This window comes from Streptomyces sp. NPDC006372 (genome assembly GCF_040612515.1).
GTDB lineage: Bacteria > Actinomycetota > Actinomycetes > Streptomycetales > Streptomycetaceae > Streptomyces.
Window position 1 is genome coordinate 20,319 of the sequence record NZ_JBEXQJ010000033.1, and the last position, 24,419, is coordinate 44,737.

General features: G+C 72.7%; 21 protein-coding genes. 5 read left to right on the plus strand and 16 right to left on the minus strand.

The window, feature by feature from the left end; all coding sequences use genetic code 11:
* Positions 1 to 8: 8 nt before the first annotated feature.
* The 4 genes from ABZ016_RS34005 (at position 9) to ABZ016_RS34020 (ending at position 3,108) form a co-directional block, all read left to right on the plus strand.
* A complete protein-coding gene (locus ABZ016_RS34005) occupies positions 9 to 617 on the plus strand; it encodes a DUF1349 domain-containing protein (RefSeq protein ID WP_356920557.1) in 609 nt (202 codons plus the stop codon).
* Between the two features lie 45 nt (positions 618 to 662).
* On the plus strand, positions 663 to 1,166 hold the full coding sequence (locus ABZ016_RS34010) for a GNAT family N-acetyltransferase (RefSeq protein WP_356920558.1): 504 nt from the start codon (positions 663 to 665) through the stop codon (positions 1,164 to 1,166).
* A gap of 79 nt (positions 1,167 to 1,245) precedes the next feature.
* On the plus strand, positions 1,246 to 1,959 hold the full coding sequence (locus tag ABZ016_RS34015) for a DsbA family oxidoreductase (RefSeq protein WP_356920633.1): 714 nt from the start codon (positions 1,246 to 1,248) through the stop codon (positions 1,957 to 1,959).
* Between the two features lie 96 nt (positions 1,960 to 2,055).
* Entirely contained in the window at positions 2,056 to 3,108 is a 1,053-nt protein-coding gene (locus tag ABZ016_RS34020) for an aminotransferase class V-fold PLP-dependent enzyme (protein ID WP_356920559.1), read from the plus strand.
* A gap of 94 nt (positions 3,109 to 3,202) precedes the next feature.
* Here the strand turns inward: ABZ016_RS34020 and thpD are convergent, their stop codons facing one another.
* The 6 genes from thpD to ABZ016_RS34050 form a co-directional block, all read right to left on the minus strand.
* Positions 3,203 to 4,111: an ectoine hydroxylase gene (thpD, locus tag ABZ016_RS34025; RefSeq protein WP_356920560.1), complete on the minus strand. Its 909-nt coding sequence runs from the start codon at positions 4,109 to 4,111 to the stop codon at positions 3,203 to 3,205.
* A gap of 7 nt (positions 4,112 to 4,118) precedes the next feature.
* Complete coding sequence (locus ABZ016_RS34030) at positions 4,119 to 4,517, minus strand: ectoine synthase (RefSeq protein ID WP_345666024.1); 399 nt, start codon at positions 4,515 to 4,517, stop codon at positions 4,119 to 4,121.
* Between the two features lie 42 nt (positions 4,518 to 4,559).
* On the minus strand, positions 4,560 to 5,831 hold the full coding sequence (gene ectB, locus ABZ016_RS34035) for a diaminobutyrate--2-oxoglutarate transaminase (protein WP_356920561.1): 1,272 nt from the start codon (positions 5,829 to 5,831) through the stop codon (positions 4,560 to 4,562).
* A gap of 61 nt (positions 5,832 to 5,892) precedes the next feature.
* Positions 5,893 to 6,399, minus strand: coding sequence for a diaminobutyrate acetyltransferase (gene ectA / locus ABZ016_RS34040; protein ID WP_003989362.1), 507 nt, complete (start codon positions 6,397 to 6,399; stop codon positions 5,893 to 5,895).
* Between the two features lie 339 nt (positions 6,400 to 6,738).
* Positions 6,739 to 7,278 (minus strand): DinB family protein, encoded by a 540-nt coding sequence (locus ABZ016_RS34045; RefSeq protein ID WP_356920562.1) that lies wholly within the window; start codon positions 7,276 to 7,278, stop codon positions 6,739 to 6,741.
* Positions 7,279 to 7,335: 57 nt separating this feature from the next.
* Positions 7,336 to 8,436 carry an aminotransferase class V-fold PLP-dependent enzyme gene (locus ABZ016_RS34050; protein ID WP_356920634.1) on the minus strand — a complete coding sequence of 367 codons (1,101 nt, stop codon included), beginning with the start codon at positions 8,434 to 8,436 and terminating at the stop codon, positions 7,336 to 7,338.
* A 131-nt stretch (positions 8,437 to 8,567) separates the two neighbouring features.
* Between ABZ016_RS34050 and ABZ016_RS34055 the strand changes: the two genes are divergently transcribed.
* On the plus strand, positions 8,568 to 9,659 hold the full coding sequence (locus ABZ016_RS34055) for an amidohydrolase family protein (protein ID WP_356920563.1): 1,092 nt from the start codon (positions 8,568 to 8,570) through the stop codon (positions 9,657 to 9,659).
* Positions 9,660 to 9,693: 34 nt separating this feature from the next.
* Here ABZ016_RS34055 and cobC read toward each other — a convergent pair whose 3' ends face one another.
* The 10 genes from cobC to ABZ016_RS34105 form a co-directional block, all read right to left on the minus strand.
* Entirely contained in the window at positions 9,694 to 10,749 is a 1,056-nt protein-coding gene (gene cobC, locus ABZ016_RS34060) for an Rv2231c family pyridoxal phosphate-dependent protein CobC (protein WP_356920564.1), read from the minus strand.
* 7 nt (positions 10,750 to 10,756) lie between these two features.
* Positions 10,757 to 11,683: a sirohydrochlorin chelatase gene (locus ABZ016_RS34065; RefSeq protein WP_356920565.1), complete on the minus strand. Its 927-nt coding sequence runs from the start codon at positions 11,681 to 11,683 to the stop codon at positions 10,757 to 10,759.
* Positions 11,684 to 11,780: 97 nt separating this feature from the next.
* Positions 11,781 to 13,463, minus strand: a complete 1,683-nt coding sequence (gene cobJ, locus ABZ016_RS34070; protein ID WP_356920566.1) for a precorrin-3B C(17)-methyltransferase — start codon at positions 13,461 to 13,463, stop codon at positions 11,781 to 11,783.
* A gap of 52 nt (positions 13,464 to 13,515) precedes the next feature.
* Positions 13,516 to 14,334, minus strand: a complete 819-nt coding sequence (cobM, locus tag ABZ016_RS34075; protein WP_356920567.1) for a precorrin-4 C(11)-methyltransferase — start codon at positions 14,332 to 14,334, stop codon at positions 13,516 to 13,518.
* A 63-nt stretch (positions 14,335 to 14,397) separates the two neighbouring features.
* On the minus strand, positions 14,398 to 15,147 hold the full coding sequence (cobI, locus tag ABZ016_RS34080; RefSeq protein ID WP_356920568.1) for a precorrin-2 C(20)-methyltransferase: 750 nt from the start codon (positions 15,145 to 15,147) through the stop codon (positions 14,398 to 14,400).
* A complete protein-coding gene (locus ABZ016_RS34085) occupies positions 15,144 to 16,520 on the minus strand; it encodes a cobyrinate a,c-diamide synthase (RefSeq protein WP_356920569.1) in 1,377 nt (458 codons plus the stop codon). The genes cobI and ABZ016_RS34085 overlap by 4 nt, the downstream gene beginning before the upstream one ends.
* The gene (gene cobO / locus ABZ016_RS34090; RefSeq protein ID WP_356920570.1) at positions 16,520 to 17,128 is read right to left on the minus strand and encodes a cob(I)yrinic acid a,c-diamide adenosyltransferase; all 609 of its coding nucleotides are present in this window, start codon (positions 17,126 to 17,128) and stop codon (positions 16,520 to 16,522) included. The genes ABZ016_RS34085 and cobO overlap by 1 nt, the downstream gene beginning before the upstream one ends.
* Positions 17,129 to 19,150, minus strand: a complete 2,022-nt coding sequence (locus ABZ016_RS34095; RefSeq protein ID WP_356920571.1) for a putative cobaltochelatase — start codon at positions 19,148 to 19,150, stop codon at positions 17,129 to 17,131.
* 109 nt (positions 19,151 to 19,259) lie between these two features.
* Positions 19,260 to 22,913, minus strand: coding sequence for a cobaltochelatase subunit CobN (gene cobN, locus ABZ016_RS34100; RefSeq protein WP_356920572.1), 3,654 nt, complete (start codon positions 22,911 to 22,913; stop codon positions 19,260 to 19,262).
* The gene (locus tag ABZ016_RS34105) at positions 22,910 to 24,418 is read right to left on the minus strand and encodes a cobyric acid synthase (protein ID WP_356920573.1); all 1,509 of its coding nucleotides are present in this window, start codon (positions 24,416 to 24,418) and stop codon (positions 22,910 to 22,912) included. Before ABZ016_RS34105 ends, cobN begins: the two co-directional genes overlap by 4 nt.
* Position 24,419: the final 1 nt, after the last annotated feature.

Below are 24,419 nucleotides of genomic sequence, written 5' to 3' on the forward strand. Positions count from 1 at the left end.
TTGGTCGAATGGATCTCGAACTTTCCGAACTTCCTTTCGGCCTGCGTGTTTACGGGCCCGACGGTCACTGGTCCTACGAGGACGGGGTGCTCACCGGGTGGGCCGGGGCGCGGCAGGATCGGTTCGTGCCGCCCACCGGTGAGGGGCTGGACCCCGCCTCCGACGCGCCGCGGTTGCTCGGGGCGCCGGAGGGGGACTTCCAGCTGATCGCCCGGGTCACGGTCGGGTTCGGTGCGGCCTTCGATGCCGGAGTGCTCTACGTCCACGTGGGGGAGCGGGCCTGGGCGAAACTGTGCCTGGAGTACTCCCCGGACGTCCCCACCGTCTGCACGGTCGTCACCCGGGGGCACTCCGACGACGCCAACTCCTTCACGGTGGACGGCAGTTCCGTCTGGCTGCGGGTCAGCCGCACGGGCCGGGCCTTCGCCTTCCACGCCTCCCGTGACGGTGAGCGCTGGACGTTCGTCCGCCTCTTCACCCTGGCCGGCGAGAAGGAGACCGGGGCCGCCCTGGTCGGCTTCATGGCCCAGTCCCCGATGGGGGAGGGCTGCGTGGTGACGTACGACCACATCGAGTTCCGTCCGCACTGGCCGAACGATCTGCGCGACGGCAGCTGAGGACCGGCCGGGAACCGCGCCCCGGCCGGGCACGTCCTCCGTTCCATGATCAAGGACCGAGTGACCCCGGGGCGTGTGATCCGTACCGTCCTGCCCGCCGAGGTGGCGGACGTCGTCGCCCTGCACGCACGCGCCCGGGCGACGTACTACCCCGACGGGGTGCCGCAGGACGGCACCGACTGGCTCGCCGCCTGGCGGAGCGCCCTCACGCGGCCCGACGGCCGGGTGCTGTGCCTCGTCGAGGCGGGCCGCATGATCGGCCTGGCCTCCTTCCGCACCCCCGACGACGCTCCCGTCGACACGGTGAAGCTGTTCCAGTTCCACGTCGACCCCGGCCACTGGCGCCGCGGCGCCGGCACCGCGCTGCACACCGCCTGCGTCGAGGAGTGGCGGGCCGACGGCAGGCGGACGGCCGTCCTCGACGTGCACGTCGACAATCTGCGCGCGCAGGCCTTCTACACCCGTCAGGGCTGGGTCCCGGATCCGGCGAACCCGCCCGCCGAGGGCGACCACCACCGGTCTCTGCGCCTGACGGTGCCCAGGGAATGAAGTCCGCTGCTTGAACGTTCATGCACTCGGCGGAGGGAGCGCCTCCGTGCCCCCGTACGAGTTGGAGAGAGCCGAAGACATGCGCGTCGAGATCTGGAGCGACATTGCCTGCCCCTGGTGCTACGTGGGCAAAGCCCGCTTCGAGAAGGCGCTGCGGCACTTCCCGCACCGCGACGAGGTCGAGGTGGTGCACCGCTCCTTCGAGCTGGACCCGGGCCGCGCCAAGGACGACATCCAGCCCGTGATCACGATGCTCACCAGGAAGTACGGGATGAGCGAGGCGCAGGCCGAGGCCGGTGAGGACAACCTGGGCGCACAAGCCGCCGCCGAGGGGCTGGACTACCGCACCCGCGGCCGTGACCACGGCAGCACCTTCGACATGCACCGGCTGCTCCACTTCGCCAAGGAGCAGGGCCGCCAGGAGCGGCTCCTCGACCAGCTGTACCGGGCCAACTTCGCCGAGGAGCGCTCGGTCTTCGGCGACGACGAACGGCTGGTGGAGCTCGCCCAGGCCGCCGGTCTCGACGGGGACGCCGTCCGCGCCGTGCTCGCCGACCCGGACGCCTACGCCGCCGAGGTCCGGGCCGACGAGAAGGAGGCCGCTCAGCTCGGCGCGAGCGGTGTGCCGTTCTTCGTGCTCGACCGCAAGTACGGCGTCTCCGGCGCCCAGCCCGCCGAGGTCTTCGCCCAGGCCCTGACCCAGGCGTACGGCGAGCGCACGCCCCTGACGATCGTGGACAGCGGCGACGCCGACGCGTGCGGCCCGGACGGCTGCGCGGTGCCCCAGCACTGAAACCCGCAGGTCAGGGCCTATACATAAGTGGTGCTTAGGCGCGTCACGCAGAAAACGGCAATGGACGGGGAGATCCATGGGACGCAGAGTGGTCCCATGGAGACCTTCGAGAACCTCGTCCGTGCCGAGTTCGCCCCGAAGCACACCTACCTCAACACCGCGAGCAACGGGTTGCTGCCCGCCCGTACCGTCACCGCCGTGCAGCAGGCGGTGCGGATGCGTGCCGAGGGCACGCCCCTGGGTCCCCTGTACGAGGACGTGGAGGCCGCCCGCGCGTCCTTCGCCCGGCTGGCCGGGGTGCCGGCCGAGCGGGTCGCCACCGGAGCGTCGGTCGCCGAGTACGGGGGGCTGATCGCCGCCGCGCTGCCCTCCGGGGCCGAAGTCCTCACGGCGGAGGGCGACTTCGCCTCCCTGGTGAACCCGTTCCACGTGCGCGGCGACCTCAAGGTGCGCGCCGTGCCCCTGGAGCGGCTCGCCGAGTCCGTCCGCCCCGGTACCGCGCTCGTCGCGGTCAGCACCGCCCAGTCGGCCGACGGCCGGCTCGCCGATCTGCCGGCCGTGCGTGCGGCGGCCCGGGCGCACGGGGCACGCACCTACGTCGACGCCTCCCAGTCGGCCGGCTGGCTGCCGATGGACGGCGACGCCGACGACTTCCTCGCCGCCGTCGGTTTCAAGTGGCTCCTGGGACCGCACGGAGCCGCGTTCTTCGTCGCCCCGCAGGACTTCGGCGGGCTCTCGCCGCTGCTCTCCGGCTGGGTCGCCGGTGAGATTCCCTGGGACAGCTGCTACGGGCCGGTCGAGGAACTCGCCCACTCCGCACGGCGCTTCGACATCAGCCCCGCCCTCTTCACCTACGCCGGGCTGCGGGCGTCCCTGGAGCTGCTCGAGGAGATCGGCGTGGACGTCGTGCACGCCCATGACCTTGCTCTCGCGGACCGCTTCCGTGCCGGGCTCGCGACGCTGGGCCACGAGCCGGTGCCCGCGCCCGGCTCGGCGATCGTGTCCGTGCCGGGGCTCGGACACCGGCAGGGCGAACTGAGCCGGGCGGGCATCGAGGTGTCCGACCGGGCGGGGAACCTGCGGGCCGCGTTCCATCTCTACAACACCCTGGCGGACGTGGACCGGCTGCTGGACGTCCTGTCCGCCTGAGAAGCCGGACAGCACAAAACCGGGTGGGGCCTCCCGTCCCACACGAGGAGGCCCCACCCGGCAGTCCTGTCACACGGTCACGCCGCCACGGCGATCACCGCACCGGCGTGAAGTCCCGCGCCCCGATGAACTCCGGCCGCCGGACCGGCGCGGCGAACGGTTCCACCGCCGTGTTCTCCACGCTGTTGAACACGATGAACACGTTGCTACGCGGGAACGGCGTGATGTTGTCGCCGGAACCGTGCATGGCGTTGCAGTCGAACCAGGTCGCCGAACCGGCCTTGCCCGTGAACAGCTTGATGCCGTGCTGCGCGGCCAGCTGGCTCAGCGCCTCGTCGGACGGCGTGCCCGCGTCCTGCATCTGCAGCGACTTCTTGTAGTTGTCCTTCGGCGTTTCTCCCGCACACCCGAGGAACGTCTTGTGCGACCCCGGCATGATCATGAGCCCGCCGTTGGTGTCGTAGTTCTCGGTCAGCGCGATCGAGACCGACACCGTGCGCATCCGCGGCAGACCGTCCTCGGCGTGCCACGTCTCGAAGTCCGAGTGCCAGTAGAAGCCACTGGCGCCGAACCCCGGCTTGACGTTGATCCGCGACTGGTGGACGTAGACGTCCGAGCCGAGGATCTGCCGCGCCCGTCCGACGACCCGCTCGTCACGGACCAGCCGGGCGAACACCTCGCTGATCTTGTGCACCTCGAAGACCGTGCGGATCTCCTTGGACTTCGGCTCGACGATCGACCGCTCGTCGGCCCGCATGTCCGGGTCGTGCACCAGCCGGTTCAGCTCGTTCCGGTAGACCGCGACCTCGTCCTCGGTGATCAGCTCGTCGATGGCGAGGAAGCCGTCACGCTCGAAGGAGAGCAGGTCGGCCGGGGCCACCGGGCCCGGGGCGTCGGGGGCGCCCCAGACGACCGGGTCCTGGCGCGGGGTCAGTGCCTCGACGGCACCCCGGCTGGGGTAGAGGTCCGGGATACCGGTGGTGGTGTCGGTGGTGGCGGTCATGGAAACGTCACACCTCCTCGGTGAGCAGCGGGTAGACGCCGTTCTCGTCGTGGTCCTCCCGTCCGGTCACGGGCGGGTTGAACACGCAGAGGCAGCGGAAGTCCTGCTTCACCTTGAGCGTGTGCCTCTCGTGCCCGTCCAGGAGGTACATGGTGCCGGGCGTGATGGTGTGCTTCTGCCCGGTCTCGTGGTCGGTCAGCTCGGCCTCGCCCTCCACGCAGACGACGGCCTCGATGTGGTTCGCATACCACATCGACGTCTCCGTACCCGCGTAGAGGACCGTCTCGTGCAGGGAGAAGCCCACTTTCTCCTTGGCGAGGACGATGCGCTTGCTCTCCCACGTACCGGACGCCGCCTTCACGTGCCGGTCGGTACCTTCGATCTCCTTGAACGAACGGACAATCACGGTGCTGCGATGCCTCCTAGCTGAGTGGTGCAGGTTGGTTGGTCAGGCGGTCTCGCGGACGGCGCGGGCCAGTGTGGTCAGGCCCTCGTCCAGTTCTTCGGGAGTGATCGTGAGCGCGGGGAGCAGTTTCACGACCTCGCTCTCGGGGCCGGACGTCTCGATCAGCAGTCCGAGCTCGAAGGCGCGCTTGGCGACCTTGCCGGCACGGTCCTTGGCGTGGAACTCCAGGCCCCACACCAGGCCGCGGCCGCGGTACTCCTTCACGTCGGCCAGGTTCTCCTCGGTGATGGAGATCATCGCCTGCTCGACCTGCTCGCCGCGCTTGCGGGTCTGCTTCTCCATCGCGGAGCCGTCGGCCCAGTACGTCTCCAGGGCCGCGGTGGCCGTGACGAAGGCCGGGTTGTTGCCGCGGAAGGTGCCGTTGTGCTCGCCGGGCTCCCAGACGTCGAGTTCGGGCTTGAACAGGCACAGCGACATGGGCAGGCCGTAGCCGCTGATCGACTTGGAGACGGTGACGATGTCCGGCGTGATGCCCGCCTCCTCGAAGGAGAAGAAGGCGCCGGTACGGCCGCAGCCCATCTGGATGTCGTCGACGATCAGCAGCATGTCCTGTCGCGCGCACAGCTCGGACAGGGCGCGCAGCCACTCGGGACGGGCCACGTTGATGCCGCCCTCGCCCTGCACCGTCTCGACGATCACCGCGGCGGGCTTGTTGAGGCCGGAGCCCTGGTCCTCCAGGAGCCGCTCGAACCACAGGAAGTCCTCGACGGTGCCGTCGAAGTAGTTGTCGAACGGCATCGGCGTGCCGTGCACCAGCGGGATGCCGGCGCCGGCCCGCTTGAAGGCGTTGCCGGTCACGGCCAGCGAGCCCAGCGACATGCCGTGGAAGGCGTTGGTGAACGACACGATCGACTCGCGCCCCTTCACCTTCCGGGCCAGCTTCAGCGCGGCCTCCACGGCGTTGGTGCCGGTCGGGCCGGGGAACATGACCTTGTACGGCAGGTCACGGGGGCGCAGCAGCAGGTTCTGGAAGGCCTCCAGGAACGTGCGCTTGGCGGTGGTCGACATGTCGAGCCCGTGCGCGACGCCGTCCCGCTCCAGGTAGTCGATCAGCGCGCGTTTCAGGACCGGGTTGTTGTGCCCGTAGTTCAGTGACCCGGCTCCGGCGAAGAAGTCGAGGTACTCATGGCCGTCCTCGTCGTACATGCGGCTGCCCACCGCACGGTCGAAGACGGTGGGCCAGCCGCGGCAGTAGCTGCGCACCTCGGACTCAACGGTCTCGAAGACACTCAGGTCGGGCTGGGTGATGGTCACGACGAATCGCTCCTCGGTGCGTGGGGGAAGTCTGCGGGGGTCGGGCGGGGAGTCAGGGAAGTCAGTGGGGCAGCGGGCCGATGCGGTACAGCACCTCTGCGTCGTGCGGCCCGTCGGGGAACAGGCCCGTGTCGAACAGCACCTCGCGCTCCAGCCGGGCGCCGTGACGCTCGGCGAACGACGTGAACAGGCGCTCCGAGGCGGTGTTGCCCGGGGTGATGGTGGTCTCCACCGTCGTCACCCCGCGCTCGGCGACCGTGCGCGCGACCAGACCGTCGAGCAGCGCGGCGGCCAGGCCGCGCCCGCGGTGTGCCTCGTCCACCGCCACCTGCCACACCAGCAGGGTGCGCGGGCTGTCAGGCCGCAGGTACCCGGTGATGAAGCCCATCGGCTCGCCGTCCTGGTCACGGGCGACGGCCGACGTGGCCGCGAAGTCGCGGCACCACAGCAGATAGCTGTAGGACGAGTTCAGGTCGAGAACCTTCGAGTCCTTCGCCATCCGCCAGAGCGCGGCTCCGTCGGCCGTCGTGGGGCGGTCGATTTGCGGATCTGCTTGTACGGCAGTCATGTGAATTGAACTTACCCAGCGAAATTCAAAATTGCATCGCCGGTGGGGGTTACGTATGGGACGGGTCTGTGTTATCGCGCGGGCGTGAGGGTTCGCGCACAGGGGCGGCGGATTGCCCGGTATTGCACGGATAATACCGGGCAAAGCCGTCACGGTGTGTAACGCGTCACAGCCATGCAAGCCCCACGAGATCCAACCGAATTACCTCGCTGAATGTCCTCAAAATCTCTGTGTTTAGGACCGAGGAAAGCGGGCAGAAGAATACGGGAAGCTGTTCTTGAAAGAATTCTTATTTGTGTGTCAGCTTACATCCGGGGTGTTGCGGAAAGCACATTTAATTCAAGCCCCGGTCACTCCGTCGATGCGTTCCCGCAGGAGATCGGCATGACCGTTGTGCCGTGCGTACTCCTCGATCATGTGAATGAGCACCCAGCGCATGCTGACCTCCATCCCCGGGACCGGGCCCTCGGCGACCCGCCCGACGTGGTCCAGCGGCAGTCCCGCACACAGCTCCCGCCCCCGGGCGATCTCCCGCCGCCAGATCGCGAGCGCCTCGTCGAGCCCGCGCCCGGGATCCAGTGCGTAACCCGTCGCGTCCTCGAACACGGGCGGTACGTCGAGCCCGGAGGCCACGCGCTGGAACCAGTTCCGCTCGACCTCGGCGAGATGCTGCACCAGCCCGAGCAGCGTCAGGGTGGACGGCTCGGCCGACGCGGTGCGCGCCTGCGCGTCGTCCAGCCCGGCGCACTTCAGCTCCAGCGTGGCCCGGTGGAAGTCCAGCCAGCTCTCGAGCATGGCCCGCTCGTCGCCCGTGAGGCGGGGGACGGGGCGGCCGTCAGGGAGAGTGGGAGGGGTGTCGGCAGGTGTGTTGGCGGTCATACGGGGAGCATGGCACGGGGCACCGACAACGGTGTCCCGGCGCGTCCCCGCCGACGACTACCGCCACGCCTCCTCGGCGGCCCGCAGTGCGCCTTCCACGTCCACCGGCAGCCCCTGCCCGGAGAGTGCCGTGCCCAGGGCCGCCAGACTCGCCCGCACCGCCCCCGGCGTCGCGTCGGCGCCGTAGTGGTTGACCCGGATCATCTCCTTGGCCAGCGCGCCCCCGCCGGCGGCGAGCGGCACCGCAGGATCCGCCTCCAGCGCCCGCCGGACCAGCTCCGACGCCACCACCTGGGACGGTGCCCGCAGCGTCGTGGCGACGGGCGCCGCGTCCCGCGCCTCGTACACGTACGGCTCCAGCCCGCCACCGAGTGCGACCGCCCCGGCCCGGGTGGCCGCCGCGGCGGACGCGTGCCGCGCCATCACGGTGTCGAGACCGGCCGCCTCGATCCGCTCCACACAGGCCTCCAGCGCCAGCATCTCCAGCTGCGCCGGGGCGTGCAGCAGCGCCTTGCGCCCGCTGTCGACCCACCGCTCCTTCCAGTCGAGCAGCGACAGGTACGAGCGCCGCGGTGCCCGCGGGTTCGCCGCCATCCGGGCCCAGGCCCGCTCGCTCACCGACACCGCCGAGACCCCGGCGGGACCGCCCATCGCCTTCTGCGCCCCGATGACGCACAGGTCCACGCCCCACGCGTCCGGCAGCACCGGCTCCGCGCCGATCGAGGCCACCGCGTCCAGGTAGAACAGCGCCCCGTGCGCCCGCACCACGTCGCCGATCTCCGCGACCGGGTTGGTGTTGCCGGTCGCCGCCTCGGCGTGCACCAGCGACACGAAGTCGATCTCCGGGTGCTCTGCGAAGGCCCGGCGGACCTGCTCGGCCGTGACCGCCGTGTGGAAGGGCACCGTCAGGTCGATCACCGTCGCCCCGCAGTCGCGCAGCCAGTCGCCGAAGGTCTGACCGTACGGGCCCGTGATGACGTTCAGAGCCGTCGTGCCCGGACCGGCCGCGGCGCGGATCGCGCCCTCCAGCGGCAGCAGCGCCTCGCCCTGCATGATCACGACGTCCTGCTCGGTGCGCAGCAGCCGCGCCACACGGTCCTCGATCGCGGCGAAGCGGTCCGCGCCGAGCGGGGCCAGGTCCAGGAAGGGGTGCGTCACGGCAATGCTCTCTTCACTCACGGGTCCGACGGCATCGAGGGTAACCGCCGGGTACCACCCACCTGCGAGCCGAGGCCCGCGAGAACCGGCCCCCTTCGGGCCGCGCCCGGTGCCTCACTAAGGTGCGGTGCATGAGCGATCACGCGGTGCTGCACGTGAAGGGTCGGGTGCTCGTCGGGCCCGAGGACGTCCGGGACGAGCTGTGGGTGGTCGACGGCCGTGTCTCCTACGACCGTCCCGCCGGCGCCCGCGACATCCGCACCGTCCGGGGCTGGGCCCTGCCCGGTCTCGTCGACGCGCACTGCCACGTGGGGCTCGACCGGCACGGCGCGGTCCCGCAGGACGTCGCCGAGAAGCAGGCGCTGACCGACCGGGACGCGGGCACGCTGCTGATCCGCGACGCCGGCTCGCCCTCCGACACCCGGTGGGTCGACGACCGCGAGGACCTGCCGAAGATCATCCGGGCCGGGCGGCACATCGCCCGCACCCGCCGCTACATCCGCAACTACGCCTGGGAGATCGAGCCGGAGGACCTGGTCGCCTACGTCGCCCAGGAGGCCCGGCGCGGCGACGGCTGGGTGAAGCTGGTCGGCGACTGGATCGACCGTGACCTCGGCGACCTGTCGGCCTGCTGGCCCCGCGGCGCGGTGGAGGCGGCGATCGCCGAGGCCCACCGCCTGGGCGCCCGGGTCACCGCGCACTGCTTCTCCGAGGACTCACTCCAGGACCTCGTCGAGGCGGGCATCGACTGCGTCGAACACGCGACGGGCCTGACCGACGACCTGATCCCGCTGTTCGCCGAACGGGGCGTCGCCATCGTGCCGACCCTGGTCAACATCGCGACCTTCCCGGATCTCGCCGCCGGCGGCGAGGACAAGTTTCCGCGCTGGTCGGCCCATATGCGCCGGCTCCACGAACGCCGCTACGACACCGTCCGCAGTGCCTACGACGCGGGGATCCCGGTCTTCGTCGGCACCGACGCGGGCGGCGGCCTCGCCCACGGCCTCGCGGCGGCGGAGGTCGCCGAACTCGTCACCGCGGGCATCCCGCCCGTGCGGGCACTGGCGGCGGGCACCTGGACGGCCCGGTCCTGGCTCGGCCGACCCGGCCTGGAGGAGGGCGCCCCGGCCGACCTCGTCGTCTACGACGAGGACCCGAGAGCGGACGTCCGCGTACTGGGGGCGCCGCGCCGGGTGGTGCTGAACGGCCGCGTGGTCGGGTAGGCCTGCCGTTCGGAGGCGCTCGGTGGGCGGCCTGTTACCGGGTCATCGCCCGCTCCAGCGCCCGCAGAAACCCGTCCGTCGTCCTGCGGTCCCGCACCGCCAGCCGCAGCCACTCCTCGTCCAGGCCGGGGAAGGTGTCCCCGCGCCGCACGGCGTAGCCGAGGTCGCGCAGGCGGCGGCGTACGGCGGCCGCGTGCGGCAGACGGACGAGGACGAAGGGGCCCTCCGCGGGCCCCGCCACCCGCAACCCCGCCGGGGCGAACCCGGCGAGGCCCGCCAGGAGGTGGGCCCGGTCCGCGGCCACGCGGTGGGCCGCGTGGGCCGCCTCCGCCACGGCCCGCGGCCCCACGCACGCCTGCGCCGCCGCCAGCGCCGGAGTGGACACCGGCCACAGCGGCTGCGCCCGCTCCAGGGCCTCGACGGTCTCCGGCGCCGCCAGCACGTACCCGATCCGCAGACCGGCCAGGCCCCACGTCTTGGTGAGGCTGCGCAGCACCACGAGACCCGGCACGTCGACACGGCCCGCCAGGGCCTCCCGCTCGCCCGGCACCGCGTCCATGAAGGCCTCGTCCACCACCAGCACCCGCCCGGGCCGGGCCAGGGAGACGATGGTGTCCGCCGGGTGCAGCACCGACGTCGGGTTCGTCGGGTTGCCGATCACCACCAGGTCCGCGTCCTCCGGGACGGCCGCCGGGTCGAGCCGGAAGCCGTCCTCCGCCCGCAGCAGCACCCGGTCGACCGTGTGCCCGGCGTCCCGCAGCGCCGCCTCCGGCTCCGTGAACTGCGGGTGGACGACGACCGGCCGCCGCACCTTCAGCGCCCGCGCCAGCAGCACGAACGCCTCCGCCGCGCCCGCCGTCAGCAGCACCCGCTCCACCGGAAGCGCGTGCCGCGCCGCCACGGCCGACCGCGCGGCCCGCCCGTCCGGGTAGGCCGCGAGCCCGGTCAGCGACGCGGCGATGTGCTCGCGCAGCCACACCGGGGGTGTGTCCGCGCGGACGTTCACGGCGAGGTCGACCAGCGAGCCGCCGTCGTCCCGGACCTCCGCGTCCCCGTGGTGCCTCAGATCGTGCCCGCTCTCCGTGTGCATGGGGTCCTCAGTGCGCATGCGAGTGCGCGTCGTGGTGGTGGTGACCGTGCCCGTGGTGGTGGCCCTCGTCGTCCGGGTGGAAGTGCGGCTGCTGCGGCAGCCCCACCTTGTCCTCGAAGCCCGGCAGGGCGACGCGGTAGACGCACGCGTCGCAGTTCATCCGCAGATCGCCCCGGACGGCCTCCTCGTACCGCTCCCACACCAGGTCCAGCAGCTCCGGCTCCGGGCCGATCACATCGGCCGAGCGCACCTCGACCTCCGGATGCGCCTCCGCCCAGCCCTCCGTCTGCAGCCGGACCCGGTCCGGCAGGAGGCCGGTGAACAGGAAGTAGGGGAGCACCACGATCCGGCGGGCGCCGAGCCGCGCGCACCGGTCGAGCCCGCTCGGCACGTCCGGCGCCGCCAGGGACACGAACGCCGTCTCGACACCCCCGTACCCGCGCCCCTCCCACAGCAGCCGCGCCGCCTTGTGCACCTCGGCGTTGGCGTCCGGGTCCGTCGACCCGCGCCCCACCAGCAGCACCGTCACATCGGCCCGGTCACCCGGCCTGCGCCCTGCGCCTCCCAGCGCCTCGTCCAGCCGCCGCTCCAGCACGTTCAGCAGCGCCGGGTGCGGGCCGAGCGGGCGCCCGTAGGTGTACGAGACGCCCGGATGCCGCTCCTTCTCGCGGGCCAGCGCCGCCGGGATGTCGCCCTTGGCGTGCCCGGCGGACACCAGCATCAGCGGCACGGCGGCGAACCGCCGTACGCCCTGCTCCACCAGTGCGGTCACGGCCTCGCCGAGGGGTGGCGGGGACAGCTCGATGAAGCCGCCCGCGACGGGCAGTTCGGGGTGGCGGCGCCCCAGTTCCCGGACGAAGTCGCGGAACGCCTCGGCGCCGGCGTCGTCACGGGTGCCGTGGCCGGCGATGAGCAGGGCGGGCGGGGTGGTCACGGTTTCTCCTCGGCGGAAGTGGGGTGGTGCGGCGGGGCGTCGAGTGCAGCGCACGGCCGTCGGCCGGGCGCCCGCTCGACCGGGCGGGACGCTCGGTTCACGCGGTGCCCTCCTGCCAGCGGTAGCCGCGCGGCGTCACCATACGGCCGGCGACCTCGCGGGTCGCCGTGTTGCCCACCGTCACGACCGTCATCATGTCGACCGTCGCCGGGTCGAGCGCGGCCAGTGCCGTGACCCGGGCGGACTCCTCCGGCCGCGAGGCGTTGCGCACGACGCCGACCGGGGTCGACGGGGCCCGGTGCGCGGCGAGGATCGCCAGCGCCTTCGGGAGCTGCCAGTCACGGCCCCGGCTGCGGGGGTTGTAGAACGTCACGACCAGGTCCGCCTCGGCCGCCGCCCGCACCCGCCGCTCGATGACCTCCCACGGCGTGTGCAGGTCGGACAGGCTGATCGACACATGGTCGTGGCCCAGCGGCGCCCCCAGGATCGCGCCGGCCGCGAGCGCCGCCGTCACACCGGGCACACCGACCACGTCGATGTCGTCCGAGGCCTCGGCGAGCGCGGGGGAGGCCATGGCGTACACCCCCGCGTCCCCGCTGCCGATCAGGGCGACGGCCTGACCCTTGCGGGCCTCCTCGACGGCCGTGCGCGCCCGCTCCTCCTCGGCGCCCAGCCCCGACTCCAGGATCCGGGTGCCGGGCCGCAGCAGATCGCGGATCTGGTCGACGTACTGGTCGAGACCGACGAGCACGGAGGCCCGCCGGAGTTCGGCCTTCGCGCGCGGCGTCAGCAGGTCCCGGGCTCCCGGCCCGAGTCCGACGACCGCGAGCCGCCCGCGCCCGGGCCGCCGTACCACGGCACAGGTGGCCATGGCCGGGCTCGCGCCGGACTTCCGCTTGGGGACGAGGAGTTCGCCCCCGCGCACCAGCGCCGCGGCCTCCGCGACGGAGGGGGTGCCGACGGCGGCCAGCGGCGCCTCCGACGGGTTGGGCACGTCCACCCCGGCCAGCTCCCCGGCGGAGTACGTCACCAGCGGCACGCCCAGCCGCCGCGCGGCCTCGACGATGCCCGGCTCCCCGGCCTTGGCGTCGACGGTGGCCAGCTCGGCCACGGACGCGGCGGACAGCCCTGCCTCCCGCAGAGCGCCCTCGACCAGCGCGAGCACCTCCCCGGCGGGAGCGCCCTTCGACGCCCCGACCCCGACCACCAGGGACGGCGGCCGCAGCACCGCCTCACCTTCGGCCGACTCGACCAGACGGTCGGTCAGCCGGATCGTGTACGCCCCCTCGGCCGCCACCGGCAGCGGCGGCAGCGGCCAGGCCACCTCGGCCCGCAGCGCCACCGCCTCGCCGTCCAGCAACGCCCGTGACACCCCGGCCACATCGCCCTCCACGGGCAGGCCGAGCGTGTCCAGGCCGGGCAGCCCGACGGCGTCCGTCGCCGTCGTCACCACCGGCTCTGCCCCCAGCAACTCCCCGACTTCGAGGGCGAGTTCATTGGCGCCGCCGGCGTGCCCGCCCACCAGGGACACCGCGAACCGGCCGCCCTCGTCGACGCACACCACACCCGGGTCGGCCGTTTTGCCCGACAGCAGCGGCGCCACCAGCCGCACCACCGCGCCGGTCGCCAGGAAACACACCAGCTGCTCGCACTGCGCGAACGCGGTTCGCACGGCGTCCCCGACGGGACCCTCGTAGACCCGCGTGCGGTCCGGCCACGCCGCGGCCAGCCGGTCCCGCGCAGCCGCTCCCGCCGCGGTGGCGGAGATGAGGCCGATCACTGAGCGACTCCTTCTTCGACGCGTTCTGCTCCACGTACCGGAACAGTGGTGATCATGTACTGGCACCCCGTTCGCGCAGGGCCCTGCGGGCCTCCGGGTCGGCCTTGCGGTAGCCGTGGAAGTGACCCGGGTGGTAGAGGCGCGAGCGCGTGCCGTGCGCGTCGAGGGCCGGGCCGACCAGGAACAGGGTGTGCTTCCAGAGCTTGTGCTCCTTGACGGTCTCCTCCAGCGTGCCGACCGTGCACCGCACCACCAGCTCCTCCGGCCAGGTGGCCTGGTACGCGACCACGACGGGGGTCGTCGTCGGGTAACCGCCCTCCAGCAGCTCCCGCACGAGCTGCCCGCTGCGGGCGGCGGAGAGGAAGATCGCCATGGTGGTGCCGTGCCGGGCGAACTCGCGCACCTCCTCCCCGGGCGGCATGGGCGTCTTGCCCCCGCCGAGCCGGGTCAGCACGACGGACTGCGCCACCTCGGGAATCGTCAGCTCGCGCCGGGCGAGCGCCGCGACGGCGGAGAAGGCGGACACCCCGGGCACCACCTCGGTCGCGATACCGATCTCGGCACACCGGTCGAGCTGCTCCTGGGTGCCGCCCCACAGGGCGGGGTCACCGGAGTGGATCCGGGCGACGCGCAGCCCCTCCGCCCGGGCCCGCCGGTACACGGCGACGACGTCCTCCAGGGACAGGGACGCCGAGTCGAGGACCTCCGCGTCCTCACGCGCGTGCTGGAGGACCTCCTCCTGGACCAGGCTGGCCGCCCAGATCACGACATCGGCCTCGGCGATGGCGCGCGCGGCGCGGAACGTCAGCAGGTCGGCGGCGCCGGGGCCGGCACCGACGAAGGTCACCTTGCCGGTGGGGGCTTCGGCCACGGGGTCGGTCCTCTCGTGCAGCAGGTCGGTGGGGAGCGGGGTGACGGGTGACGGGCGGGCGGGTCAGAGCTTTCCGCCCCGTCCGCCGTCACGCCGTGCCGGGGCGATGAGCGTCGACAGGTACGGCAGGGGAGCGCCGTCGAGGTCGGCCGCCGGACGAATCGACTCCTCCGTCAGCCCCAGCGCCGACCCCCACACCGCGCCGTCGAGCCGCCCGGTCTCCCGCAGCGCCTCGGCCACCTCGTGCGCCTGCCGGCCGAACTTGTAGGCGACGACGGTCCCGGGCCCGGCGAGTGCCTCCTTCAGCGCGCTCGCCCCCGCGGTGACGGGCACGAGCGTCAGCGGCTCGGTCCCCTCGGTCAGCACGGCACCGGACCGGGCGGCGAGATCCTGCATGGCGGTGATCCCGGGCACCGTCTCGACGACGGTGCCCGGCACCAGCTCGGTGAGGGTCTGGGCGAGATAGGTGAAGGTGGAGTACACGTTGGGGTCCCCGATGGTCGCGAAGGCGACGGCGGCGTTCCCGCGCAGCAACGCCGCGACCCGCTGACCGGCCGCGTCCCAGGCGGCCTCGCGCCGCGCCCGGTCGCTGCGCTCGTTCAGCGCGAACACGACCCGGACGACCTTCTCCTCGGGCACGTAGTGCAGCACGGTGGCCTCGGCCCGCCCGCGCTCACCGCCGTCCGTTCCGTCGGCGGCGGCCAACACGGGCACCACGACGACATCCGCCTCCCGCAGGGCGTTGACGCCCTTGACGGTCACCAGTTCCGGATCACCGGGCCCGACGCCGACTCCGACCAGCCTGCTGCTCATGACGTCCGGCACCTCTCCACGAACCGACGGGCGACACCGGGCTCGGCCGCCCAATGCGTGTGCAGATAGCTCGCGTGCACACCGCGGTGTACGAAACCCTCGACCCGCCGGGGCGGAGTCCGGAAGCCCCAGGCGGGGTCCGCCCCCGAGCCGGGCTCCACGGCGGTCCGGTGGAACTCGTGCCCGCGCAGCCGCGTCCCCGCCGCCGCGAGCACACTGTCGCCGACGGCGACGGCGTCCCGGTAGCCCAGGGTCAGCCGCTCGGTCATCCGCGCCCCGGCGTCCAGCACCCCGCACATCGGCAGCCCGTCCAGCTCCCGGCACAGATACAGCAGCCCCGCACACTCGGCGGCGACGGGAGCACCGCTCTCCGCCAGGACGGCGACGGCCTTGCGCAGCGGTTCGTTGGCCGACAGCTCGGCGGCGTACACCTCGGGGAAACCGCCCCCGATCACCAACCCGCTCGTCCCTTCGGGCAGGTCCTCGTCCCGCAGGGGATCGAAGGGCACGACCTCCGCCCCGGCGGCGGCGAGCAGTTCGGCGTGCTCGGCGTAGGAGAAGGTGAACGCTGACCCACCGGCGACAGCGACTCTCGGCGTGGAGCCTTCAGCCGACCGTGTCGCGTGGTGGGTGGGCGAGGACACCACCTCAGCCGCATCCCAAGCCGCACACGACAACGCACCGGCACTCCGCGCCAGCCCCGCCAACGCCTCGAGGTCACACCCGGCAGACACCTGCGCGGCCATCGCCGCAACAGCCTCCACGGCCTCCCCGCGCCGCTCGGCGACAGGCACCAACCCCAGATGCCGGGACGGCGTGTCCACCTGCGGAGCCCGCCGCAACACCCCCAGCACCGGCACCCCGACCTGCTCCAGGGCCTCCCGCAGCAACGCCTCGTGCCGGTCAGAGGCGACCTTGTTCAGGATCACGCCCCCGACCCGTACCTCCGGGTCGAAGGAGACGAACCCGTGCACCAACGCCGCCACCGACCGCGACTGCGACGCCGCGTCGACGACCAGCACCACCGGCGCCCGCAGCAACTTCGCGACATGAGCCGTGGACGCCAGCTCACCCTCCCCGGCGGCCCCGTCGTACATCCCCATCACGCCCTCGACGACGGCGATGTCACACCCTCGCGCCCCGTGCAGGAACAACGGCCCCACCAGCTCCGGCCCGCACAGGTACGCGTCGAGGTTCCGCCCCACCCGCCCGGTCGCGAGCGCGTGGTACCCGGGGTCGATGTAGTCCGGCCCGACCTTGTGCGGGGACACGGCCAGCCCCCGCGCGGCGAACGCGGCCATCAGCCCGGTGGCGACGGTGGTCTTGCCGCTCCGCGAGGAGGGCGCGGCGATCACCAGTCGGGGAACGGACATCACCACTCGATGCCTCTCTGCCCCTTCTGCCCGGCGTCCATGGGGTGCTTCACCTTGGACATGTCGGTCACGAGGTCGGCGAAGTCCAGCAGCTTCTCGGGGGCGTTGCGCCCGGTGATCACCACATGCTGGGTGCCGGGCCGGTTGCGCAGGACGTCCACGACCTCGTCCGTGTCCACCCAGCCCCAGTGCATCGGGTAGGCGAACTCGTCCAGCACGTACAGCCGGTACGTCTCCGCCGCCAGGTCCCGCTTGACCTGCTCCCAGCCCTCCCGGGCCTTCTCCTCGTTGCTCGAGTTGTCACCCTGGAGGTCACGCTGCACCCAGGACCAGCCCTCGCCCATCTTGTGCCAGGCGACGGACCCGCCCTCACCGGAGGCGCCGAGCACCTTCAGCGCGTTCTCCTCGCCGACCTTCCACTTCGCCGACTTGACGAACTGGAACACCCCGATCGGCCACCCCTGGTTCCAGGCCCGCAGCGCGAGCCCGAAGGCGGCGGTGGACTTGCCCTTCCCGACGCCCGTGTGCACCACGACGAGCGGCCGGTTCCGGCGCTGTCGGGTCGTCAGACCGTCGTCCGGAACGACACTCGGCTGTCCTTGCGGCATTTAAGCTGCCCTCCTCGTAGTTCCCTGCACATCCCTGACCAGCCCGGCGATCGAGTCGGCCCGCAGCTCGTCCAGCGTCACGGCGGTGCCGCCCAGCTCACCGGCGAGCTGCCCGGCGAGCCCCAGCCGGACCGGCCCGGACTCGCAGTCCACGACGACGGACGCGACACCCTCGGCCGCGAACAGCCGTGCCGCGCGCCCGGCCAGGGCGACCGGCTCCGGGCCCCCGGTGGCCCGCCCGTCCGTCACCACCACGACCAGCGGCCGTCGCGCCGGATCCCGCAGCCGCTCCACGCGCAGCACGTCGTGCGCGCGCAGCAGCCCGGCGGCCAGCGGCGTACGACCGCCCGTCGGCAGCGACTCCAGCCGGGCCGCCGCCGCGTCCACCGAGGACGTCGGCGGCAGCGCGACGTCCGCGTCCGACCCCCGGAAGGTCACCAGCCCCACCTTGTCCCGCCGCTGGTACGCGTCCAGCAGCAGCGACAGCACGGCCCCCTTGACGGCACTCATCCGCTGCCGCGCCGCCATCGACCCGGAGGCGTCCACGACGAACAGCACGAGATTGCCCTCGCGCCCCTCGCGGGTGGCCTGCCGCAGGTCGTCCCGCCGCACGACGAGACCCGGCCCGGACCGGCCCCGCGCCCGCTGGTGCGGCGCCGCGGCCTGCACGGTCGCGGCCAGGTGCAGCTTGGTGAGCGCGCCCTTGGGCCGCCGGGCCCCCGTGGTCCGCCCGTGCTCGGTCCGCGCCCGGGAACGCCGCCCGGCGGCGCCCTCGCCGAGGCCGGGCACGCTCAGCACCTTGGTCCGGAACGGTTCGGCAGCCCGCACGGCCGACTGCTCGCCGGCCCCCGCCGGCTGCGGCTGCGGCTGCCCGCCTTCCCCGCCCTCGGGCTGGGCCTCGGTGTCGCCGCCCTGAGGTCCCTCGTCGGGCGCCGGCTGTCCACCGCCGCCACCGGGGCCGTCCGGCCCCGGGTCGGGGTCCGAATCCGGGTCCGGGTCCGGCTCGTCGTCCCCGGAGAACTCCTCCAGGGTCTCGTCCAGCTTGTCCTCGTCCAGCCCCGGCGCGTCGAAGGGATTGCGGCGCCGCCGGTGCGGCAGCGCGAGCAGCGCCGCCTGCCGGACGTCCTCCGCGAGCACGTCCGTACGTCCGGCCCAGGCGGCCAGCGCGGTCGCGGTGCGCGCCATCACGATGTCGGCGCGCATGCCGTCCACTTCGAACGCCGCGCAGGTCGCCGCGATCTGCCGCAGCGCCCCGTCGCCCAGCCGCACGGACGGCAGCAGCTCCCGCGCCGCCGCGATCCTCGCCCGGACGTCGGCCTCCTCGTCCGCCCACCGGGCCGCGAACCCGGCCGGATCGGCGTCGTACGCCAGCCGCCGCTTGACGACCTCCACCCGCTGGTCGGGCTCCCGCGAGGCCGCGACCTCGACGGTCAGCCCGAACCGGTCGAGCAACTGCGGCCGCAGCTCGCCCTCTTCGGGGTTCATGGTGCCCACCAGCAGGAACCGCGCGGCATGCCGTACGGAGACACCCTCCCGCTCGACGTACGAGGCACCCATCGCGGCCGCGTCCAGCAGCAGGTCGACCAGGTGGTCGTGGAGCAGGTTGACCTCGTCGACGTAGAGGATCCCGCGGTGCGCGTCGGCGAGCAGCCCGGGCTCGAAGGCCTTGACGCCCTCCGAGAGCGCCCGCTCGATGTCCAGCGCGCCCACGAGCCGGTCCTCGGAGGCGCCGACGGGCAGTTCGACCATCCGGGCGGGCCGGGTGGCGAACCCCCCCGGCTCGTGCGGCCCGTCCGGGCAGCCGGGGTCGGGCGCGCCGGGGTCGCAGGAGAAGCGGCACTCGGACACGACGTCCACCTGCGGCATCAGCGCGGACAGCGCCCGCACGGCCGTCGACTTGGCCGTGCCTTTCTCACCGCGCACCAGCACACCGCCGACCGCCGGGCTCACCGCGTTGATGAGCAGCGCCAGGCGGAGGCTGTCCTGTCCGACGAGGGCGGTAAAGGGATAGGGCGTGCTCACGCGTTGATCACTCCTTCGGTGCATTCATGGCAGAACGTCTCGCCGCCGAACCGCGGCCCCGCCATGGTCGAAACCTGCTCCCCGCCGACGCGGGGGTGGTCCACGGCGCTCATGCGTCGCCCTCCAGATCTCCCTCGAGTTCGAGGTAGGTCGCCCGGAGCCGTTCCAGGGTCTCCTGGTCCGGCTCCGCCCACAGTCCGCGGTCGGCGGCCTCCAGCAGCCGCTCGGTGATGCCGCGCAGCGCCCAGGGGTTGGACGTCTTCATGAAGTCCCGGTTCTCCGGGTCGAAGACGTACTCGGCGCTGAGCTTCTCGTACATCCAGTCGTCCACGACCCCGGCCGTGGCGTCGTACCCGAACAGGTAGTCCACCGTCGCCGCCATCTCGAAGGCACCCTTGTAGCCGTGCCGGCGCATGGCCGCCATCCAGCGGGGGTTGACCACGCGGGCGCGGAAGACGCGGTGGGTCTCCTCGCCCAGCGTGCGGGTCTTGACCTGGTCCGGGGTCGCCGAGTCACCCACGTAGGCCTCGGGGCTCGCGCCCGTCAGATGCCGCACCATGGCGACCATGCCGCCGTGGTACTGGAAGTAGTCGTCGGCGTCGACCAGGTCGTGCTCACGGGTGTCGACGTTCTTCGCGGCGACCGCGATCCGCCGGAACGCCGTCTCCATGTCCCCGCGCGCGGCCCGGCCGTCGAGCCCCCGCCCGTAGGCGTAGCCGCCCCACACCGCGTAAACCTCGGCGAGGTCCGCGTCGGAGCGCCAGTTGCGGGCGTCGATCAGCGGCAGCAGACCGGCGCCGTACGCCCCCGGCTTGGATCCGAAGATCCGGGCGGTCGCGCGGCGCCGGTCGCCGTGCTCGGCGGTGTCCTCGTCGGCGTGCGCCCGGACGTAGTTGGACTCGGCGGGCTCGTCCAGTTCGGCCACCTTGCGGACGGCGTCGTCGATCAGCCCCACCACGTGCGGGAACGCGTCCCGGAAGAACCCGGAGATGCGGACCGTGACGTCGATGCGCGGACGTCCCAGCTCTGCCAGGCCGATGACCTCGAACCCGGTCACCCGCCGCGAGGCGTCGTCCCACACCGGCCGGCAGCCCAGCAGTGCCAGGATCTCGGCGATGTCGTCGCCCTGGGTGCGCATGGCCGAGGTGCCCCACACGGTCAGCCCGACGGACTTCGGATACGCGCCGGTGTCCCGCAGATGGCGCTGCACCAGCGAGTCCGCGAGCGCCTGCCCGACCTCCCAGCTCAGCCGGGACGGAATCGCCTTGGGGTCGACGGAGTAGAAGTTGCGGCCCGTCGGCAGGACGTTGACCAGCCCGCGGGTCGGCGAACCGGACGGGCCCGCCGGGACGTAACCGCCGTCCAGCGCCCGCAGGATGTGCCCGATCTCGTCGGTGGTCCGGGCCAGCCGCGGCACGACCTCCGTGCAGGCGAACTCCAGCACCGCCACCGCGTCGGGCAGTTCGGTGCCGAGCACCTCCCGGACCAGCCCCGGGCTCTCGGCCGCCGCCCAGCCGCGTTCCTCCATACCCTCCGCGAGCCGCCGGCACAGCTGCTCCAGCAGGTCGATCGCGTCGGCCGCGGTCCGCGACGGGCCCGGCACCAGGTCCGTCAGCTCCACCGGCACCTTCACCGCAGCGCCCGGCTCGGCCAGCAACTCCTTCTCCACCAGCCCGAAGTGCTCCGCGAGCGACGCCCTGAGCCCGGGCAGCGCGTTCGCCTGCCCGCCCCACACCTGCGAGGCACGGAGCACGGCCAGCACCAGGTTGACGCGCGGCTCGCCGACCGGACCGCCGCCCAGGACGTGCAGGCCGTCACGGATCTGCACGTCCTTGATCTCGCACAGATAGCCGTCGATGTGCATGACGAACTCGTCGAACGCGTCGTCGTCCGGCTGCTCGTCGACGTGCAGGTCGTGATGGAGCTCGGCCGCCTTGACCAGCGTCCAGATCTGCGCGCGCACGGCCGGGGCCTTCGCCGGGTCCAGGTCGGAGACGAGCGCGTACTCGTCGAGGAGCTGCTCCAGCTTGGCCAGGTCGCCGTAGGTGTCGGCGCGGGCCATGGGAGGCACGAGGTGGTCGACGACGGTCGCGTGCCCGCGCCGCTTGGCCTGGGTGCCCTCACCGGGATCGTTGACGATGAACGGGTAGATCAGGGGCAGGTCCCCGAGGACGGCGTCCGGGGCGCAGCCACCGCTGAGCCCGAGGCCATTGCCGGGCAGCCACTCCATCGTGCCGTGCTTGCCCATGTGCACGATCGCGTCCGCGCCGAAACTGTTCTCCAGCCAGCGGTACGCGGCCAGGTAGTGGTGCGACGGCGGCATGTCCGGGTCGTGGTAGATCGCGATCGGGTTCTCGCCGAAACCGCGCGGCGGCTGGATCATCACCACGACGTTCCCGAACCGCAGCGACGCCAGCACGATGTCGTCGCCGTCCACGTACAGGCTGCCCGGCGGCTCGCCCCACGCCTCGGTCATGGCGTCCTTCAGCCCCGGGTCGAGCGTCTCGAACCAGGCCCGGTAGTCCGCGAGCGGCACCCGTGCCGGCGCGGCGGACAGCTGCTCCTCGGTCAGCCACTCCACGTCGTGACCGCCGGCCGCGATGAGCCGGTGGATCAGCTCGTCGCCGTTGTCGGGGTGTCCCTCGACGGTGTACCCGGCGTCCCTGAGGGCGTCCAGCACCCGCACCGCCGAGGCCGGGGTGTCCAGGCCGACCGCGTTGCCGACCCGCGAGTGCTTGGTCGGGTAGGCGGTGAAGACGAGCGCGAGCTTCTTGTCGGCGTTCGCCTTGTGCTTCAACTCCGCGTGCCGTACGGCGATCCCCGCGACCCGCGCGGCCCGCTCCGGGTCGGCGACGTACACGGGCACGTCGTCCGCGCCCTGTTCCTTGAAGGAGAACGGCACGGTGATCAGCCGTCCGTCGAACTCCGGGATGGCCACCTGCATCGCGGCGTCCATGGGGGAGAGGGCGGCGTCGGAGGCCTCCCAGGCCTGCCGCGAGGTCGTCAGGCACAGCCCCTGCAGCACGGGGACGTCCAGCTCGGCGAGGGCGCCGACGTCCCAGGCCTCCTCGTCGCCGCCCGCCGAGGCCTGCGAGGCGTGGGCGCCGCCGGCCGCGAGGACGGTGGCCACCAGGGCGTCGGCCTGCCCGAGGATCTCGTACAGCCCCTCGTCGGCCCCGCGCAGCGAACCGCAGTAGACCGGCAGTGCGTCGGCCCCCCGCGCCTCGATCGCGTCGCACAGGGTGTCCACGAACGCGGTGTTGCCGCTCAGCTCGTGCGCCCGGTAGAAGAGCACGCCGACGGTCGGCCGGCCCTGGTTGCGCGGACGCTCGCCCCGGACGCCGTACTCGGGCATCCGCTGCGGCGCGGCGAAGCCCTCGCCGGTCAGCAGCACGGTGTCGGACAGGAACCGGGCCAGCTCGGTGAGGTTGGCGGGCCCGCCCTCGACGAGGTACTTCAGCGCCTCCGCGACGACACCGGCCGGCACGGACGACTCGGCCATCAGCTCCGCGTCGGGCACGGCCTCACCGCCGAGCAGCACGGTCGGGGTGCCGGACGCCTTCAGCGCGGCGAGCCCCTCCTCCCAGGCCCGCTTGCCGCCGAGCAGCCGTACGACGGCGATGTCGGCGCCCTCCAGCAGGGCCGGAAGGTCCTCCCGGGCGTCCACACGGGTCGGGTTGCCGATCCGGTACGAGGCGCCGGAGGCGGCCCGGGCCGCCAGCAGGTCCGTGTCGGCGGTCGACAGCAACAACACGGTGCTCATGCGGGCGCTCCCGGGGGGATGAAGGGCAGACCTCGCGGCGCACCCGACTCGATGAGCCGCCACAGCGCGTCCGTGTCCGCGTGCTGTTCGATCAGGTCGCCGAGCCGGTCGAGCTGTTCCTCGCGCAGCGCGGCGAACGACGTGTCGGGCGCCGGCACGAAACGGCGGCCGGCGGCGGCCGCCACCTCGCGCAGGAAGGCCCGCCGGAACCCGTCGGACTCCAGTGAGCCGTGCCAGTGCGTACCCCAGGTCTGGCCGACCCGGCAGCCGTCCAGGAAGGGTTCGCCCCCTTCCACGGTGGCGATCCCGTGATGGATCTCGTACCCCTCGACGCGCTCGCCGAGGGCCTCCCCGACCGGCCGGGTGAGGGTCTTCTCCGGGGCGAACCGCACGCGGACGGGAAGGACACCGAGCCCGTCCACGCTCCCTTTCCGGCTCTCGACCTCGTCCTCGATGTGCTCACCGAGCACCTGGAAGCCGCCGCAGATGCCGAGGACGGGCCGCCCCTCGGCGACCCTGCGCCGCAGCGCCTCGGCGAGCCCCCGCTCACGCAGCCATTCCAGCGCGCGGACCGTTCCCCGGGTGCCCGGGACGACGACGAGATCGGCGTCGGCGAGCTCCTCCGGCCGGTCCACGAACCGCACCACCACACCCGGTTCGGCGGCCAGGGCGTCCACGTCGGTGAAGTTGGACATGAGGGGGACGGCGCACACCGCGATCCGCAGGACGTCCTCCCCGACGGGCGGGGCGACGGCCGACTCGCGCACCGTCCCGCGCAGGGAGACGCGAAGCCCGTCCTCCTCGTCGATGCCGAGCCCGTGCCGGAAGGGCAGGACGCCGTAGGTGTGCCGTCCGGTGAGACCGTGCAGCATGTCCAGACCGGGCTCCAGCAGACTCACGTCCCCGCGGAACTTGTTGACGAGGAACCCGGCGACGAGCTCCTGGTCCTCGGGCGAGAGCAGGGCGACGGTCCCGAAGAACGAGGCGAAGACACCGCCCCGGTCGATGTCGCCGACGACGAGCACGGGCAGCCGCGCGCCCCGCGCGATCCCCATGTTGACGATGTCCGTCCGCCGCAGATTGATCTCGGCGGGAGAACCGGCCCCCTCACAGATCACCGCGTCATACGTGCCCCGCAACTCGGCGAGACAGTCGAGAACGGTCCCGAGCAGTTTCTGCTGACGTCCGCCGTGGTAGCCGCGCGCGCTCAACTCGCCCACCGGCTTGCCCATCAGCACGACCTGGCTGCTCCGCTCGCCACCGGGCTTGAGCAGCACGGGGTTCATCAGCGCGGTCGGCTCGACGCGGCAGGCCTGTGCCTGCATGGCCTGCGCCCGCCCGATCTCGGCGCCCTCCTTCGTCACGAAGGAGTTGAGGGACATGTTCTGCGCCTTGAAGGGCGCGACCTTCACGCCCTGCCGGACCAGCCACCGGCAGATCCCGGCCGTGACGACGCTCTTGCCCGCGTCGGAGGTCGTACCGGCGACAAGAAGCCCACCGCTCATA

Bases quoted from the DNA above. Each gene is read 5' to 3' on its own strand.
- ABZ016_RS34020 (WP_356920559.1), top strand. From the start codon at position 2,056: ATGGAGACCTTCGAGAACCTCGTCCGTGCCGAGTTCGCCCCGAAGCAC.
- thpD (WP_356920560.1), bottom strand. From the start codon at position 4,111: ATGACCGCCACCACCGACACCACCACCGGTATCCCGGACCTCTACCCC.
- cobO (WP_356920570.1), bottom strand. From the start codon at position 17,128: ATGCCGCAAGGACAGCCGAGTGTCGTTCCGGACGACGGTCTGACGACC.
- ABZ016_RS34010 (WP_356920558.1), top strand. From the start codon at position 663: ATGATCAAGGACCGAGTGACCCCGGGGCGTGTGATCCGTACCGTCCTG.
- ABZ016_RS34015 (WP_356920633.1), top strand. From the start codon at position 1,246: ATGCGCGTCGAGATCTGGAGCGACATTGCCTGCCCCTGGTGCTACGTG.
- ABZ016_RS34005 (WP_356920557.1), top strand. From the start codon at position 9: ATGGATCTCGAACTTTCCGAACTTCCTTTCGGCCTGCGTGTTTACGGG.
- cobN (WP_356920572.1), bottom strand. From the start codon at position 22,913: ATGAGCACCGTGTTGTTGCTGTCGACCGCCGACACGGACCTGCTGGCG.
- ectA (WP_003989362.1), bottom strand. From the start codon at position 6,399: ATGACTGCCGTACAAGCAGATCCGCAAATCGACCGCCCCACGACGGCC.
- cobC (WP_356920564.1), bottom strand. From the start codon at position 10,749: ATGCACACGGAGAGCGGGCACGATCTGAGGCACCACGGGGACGCGGAG.
- ABZ016_RS34055 (WP_356920563.1), top strand. From the start codon at position 8,568: ATGAGCGATCACGCGGTGCTGCACGTGAAGGGTCGGGTGCTCGTCGGG.
- ABZ016_RS34085 (WP_356920569.1), bottom strand. From the start codon at position 16,520: ATGTCCGTTCCCCGACTGGTGATCGCCGCGCCCTCCTCGCGGAGCGGC.
- ABZ016_RS34105 (WP_356920573.1), bottom strand. From the start codon at position 24,418: ATGAGCGGTGGGCTTCTTGTCGCCGGTACGACCTCCGACGCGGGCAAG.
- cobI (WP_356920568.1), bottom strand. From the start codon at position 15,147: ATGAGCAGCAGGCTGGTCGGAGTCGGCGTCGGGCCCGGTGATCCGGAA.
- ABZ016_RS34045 (WP_356920562.1), bottom strand. From the start codon at position 7,278: ATGACCGCCAACACACCTGCCGACACCCCTCCCACTCTCCCTGACGGC.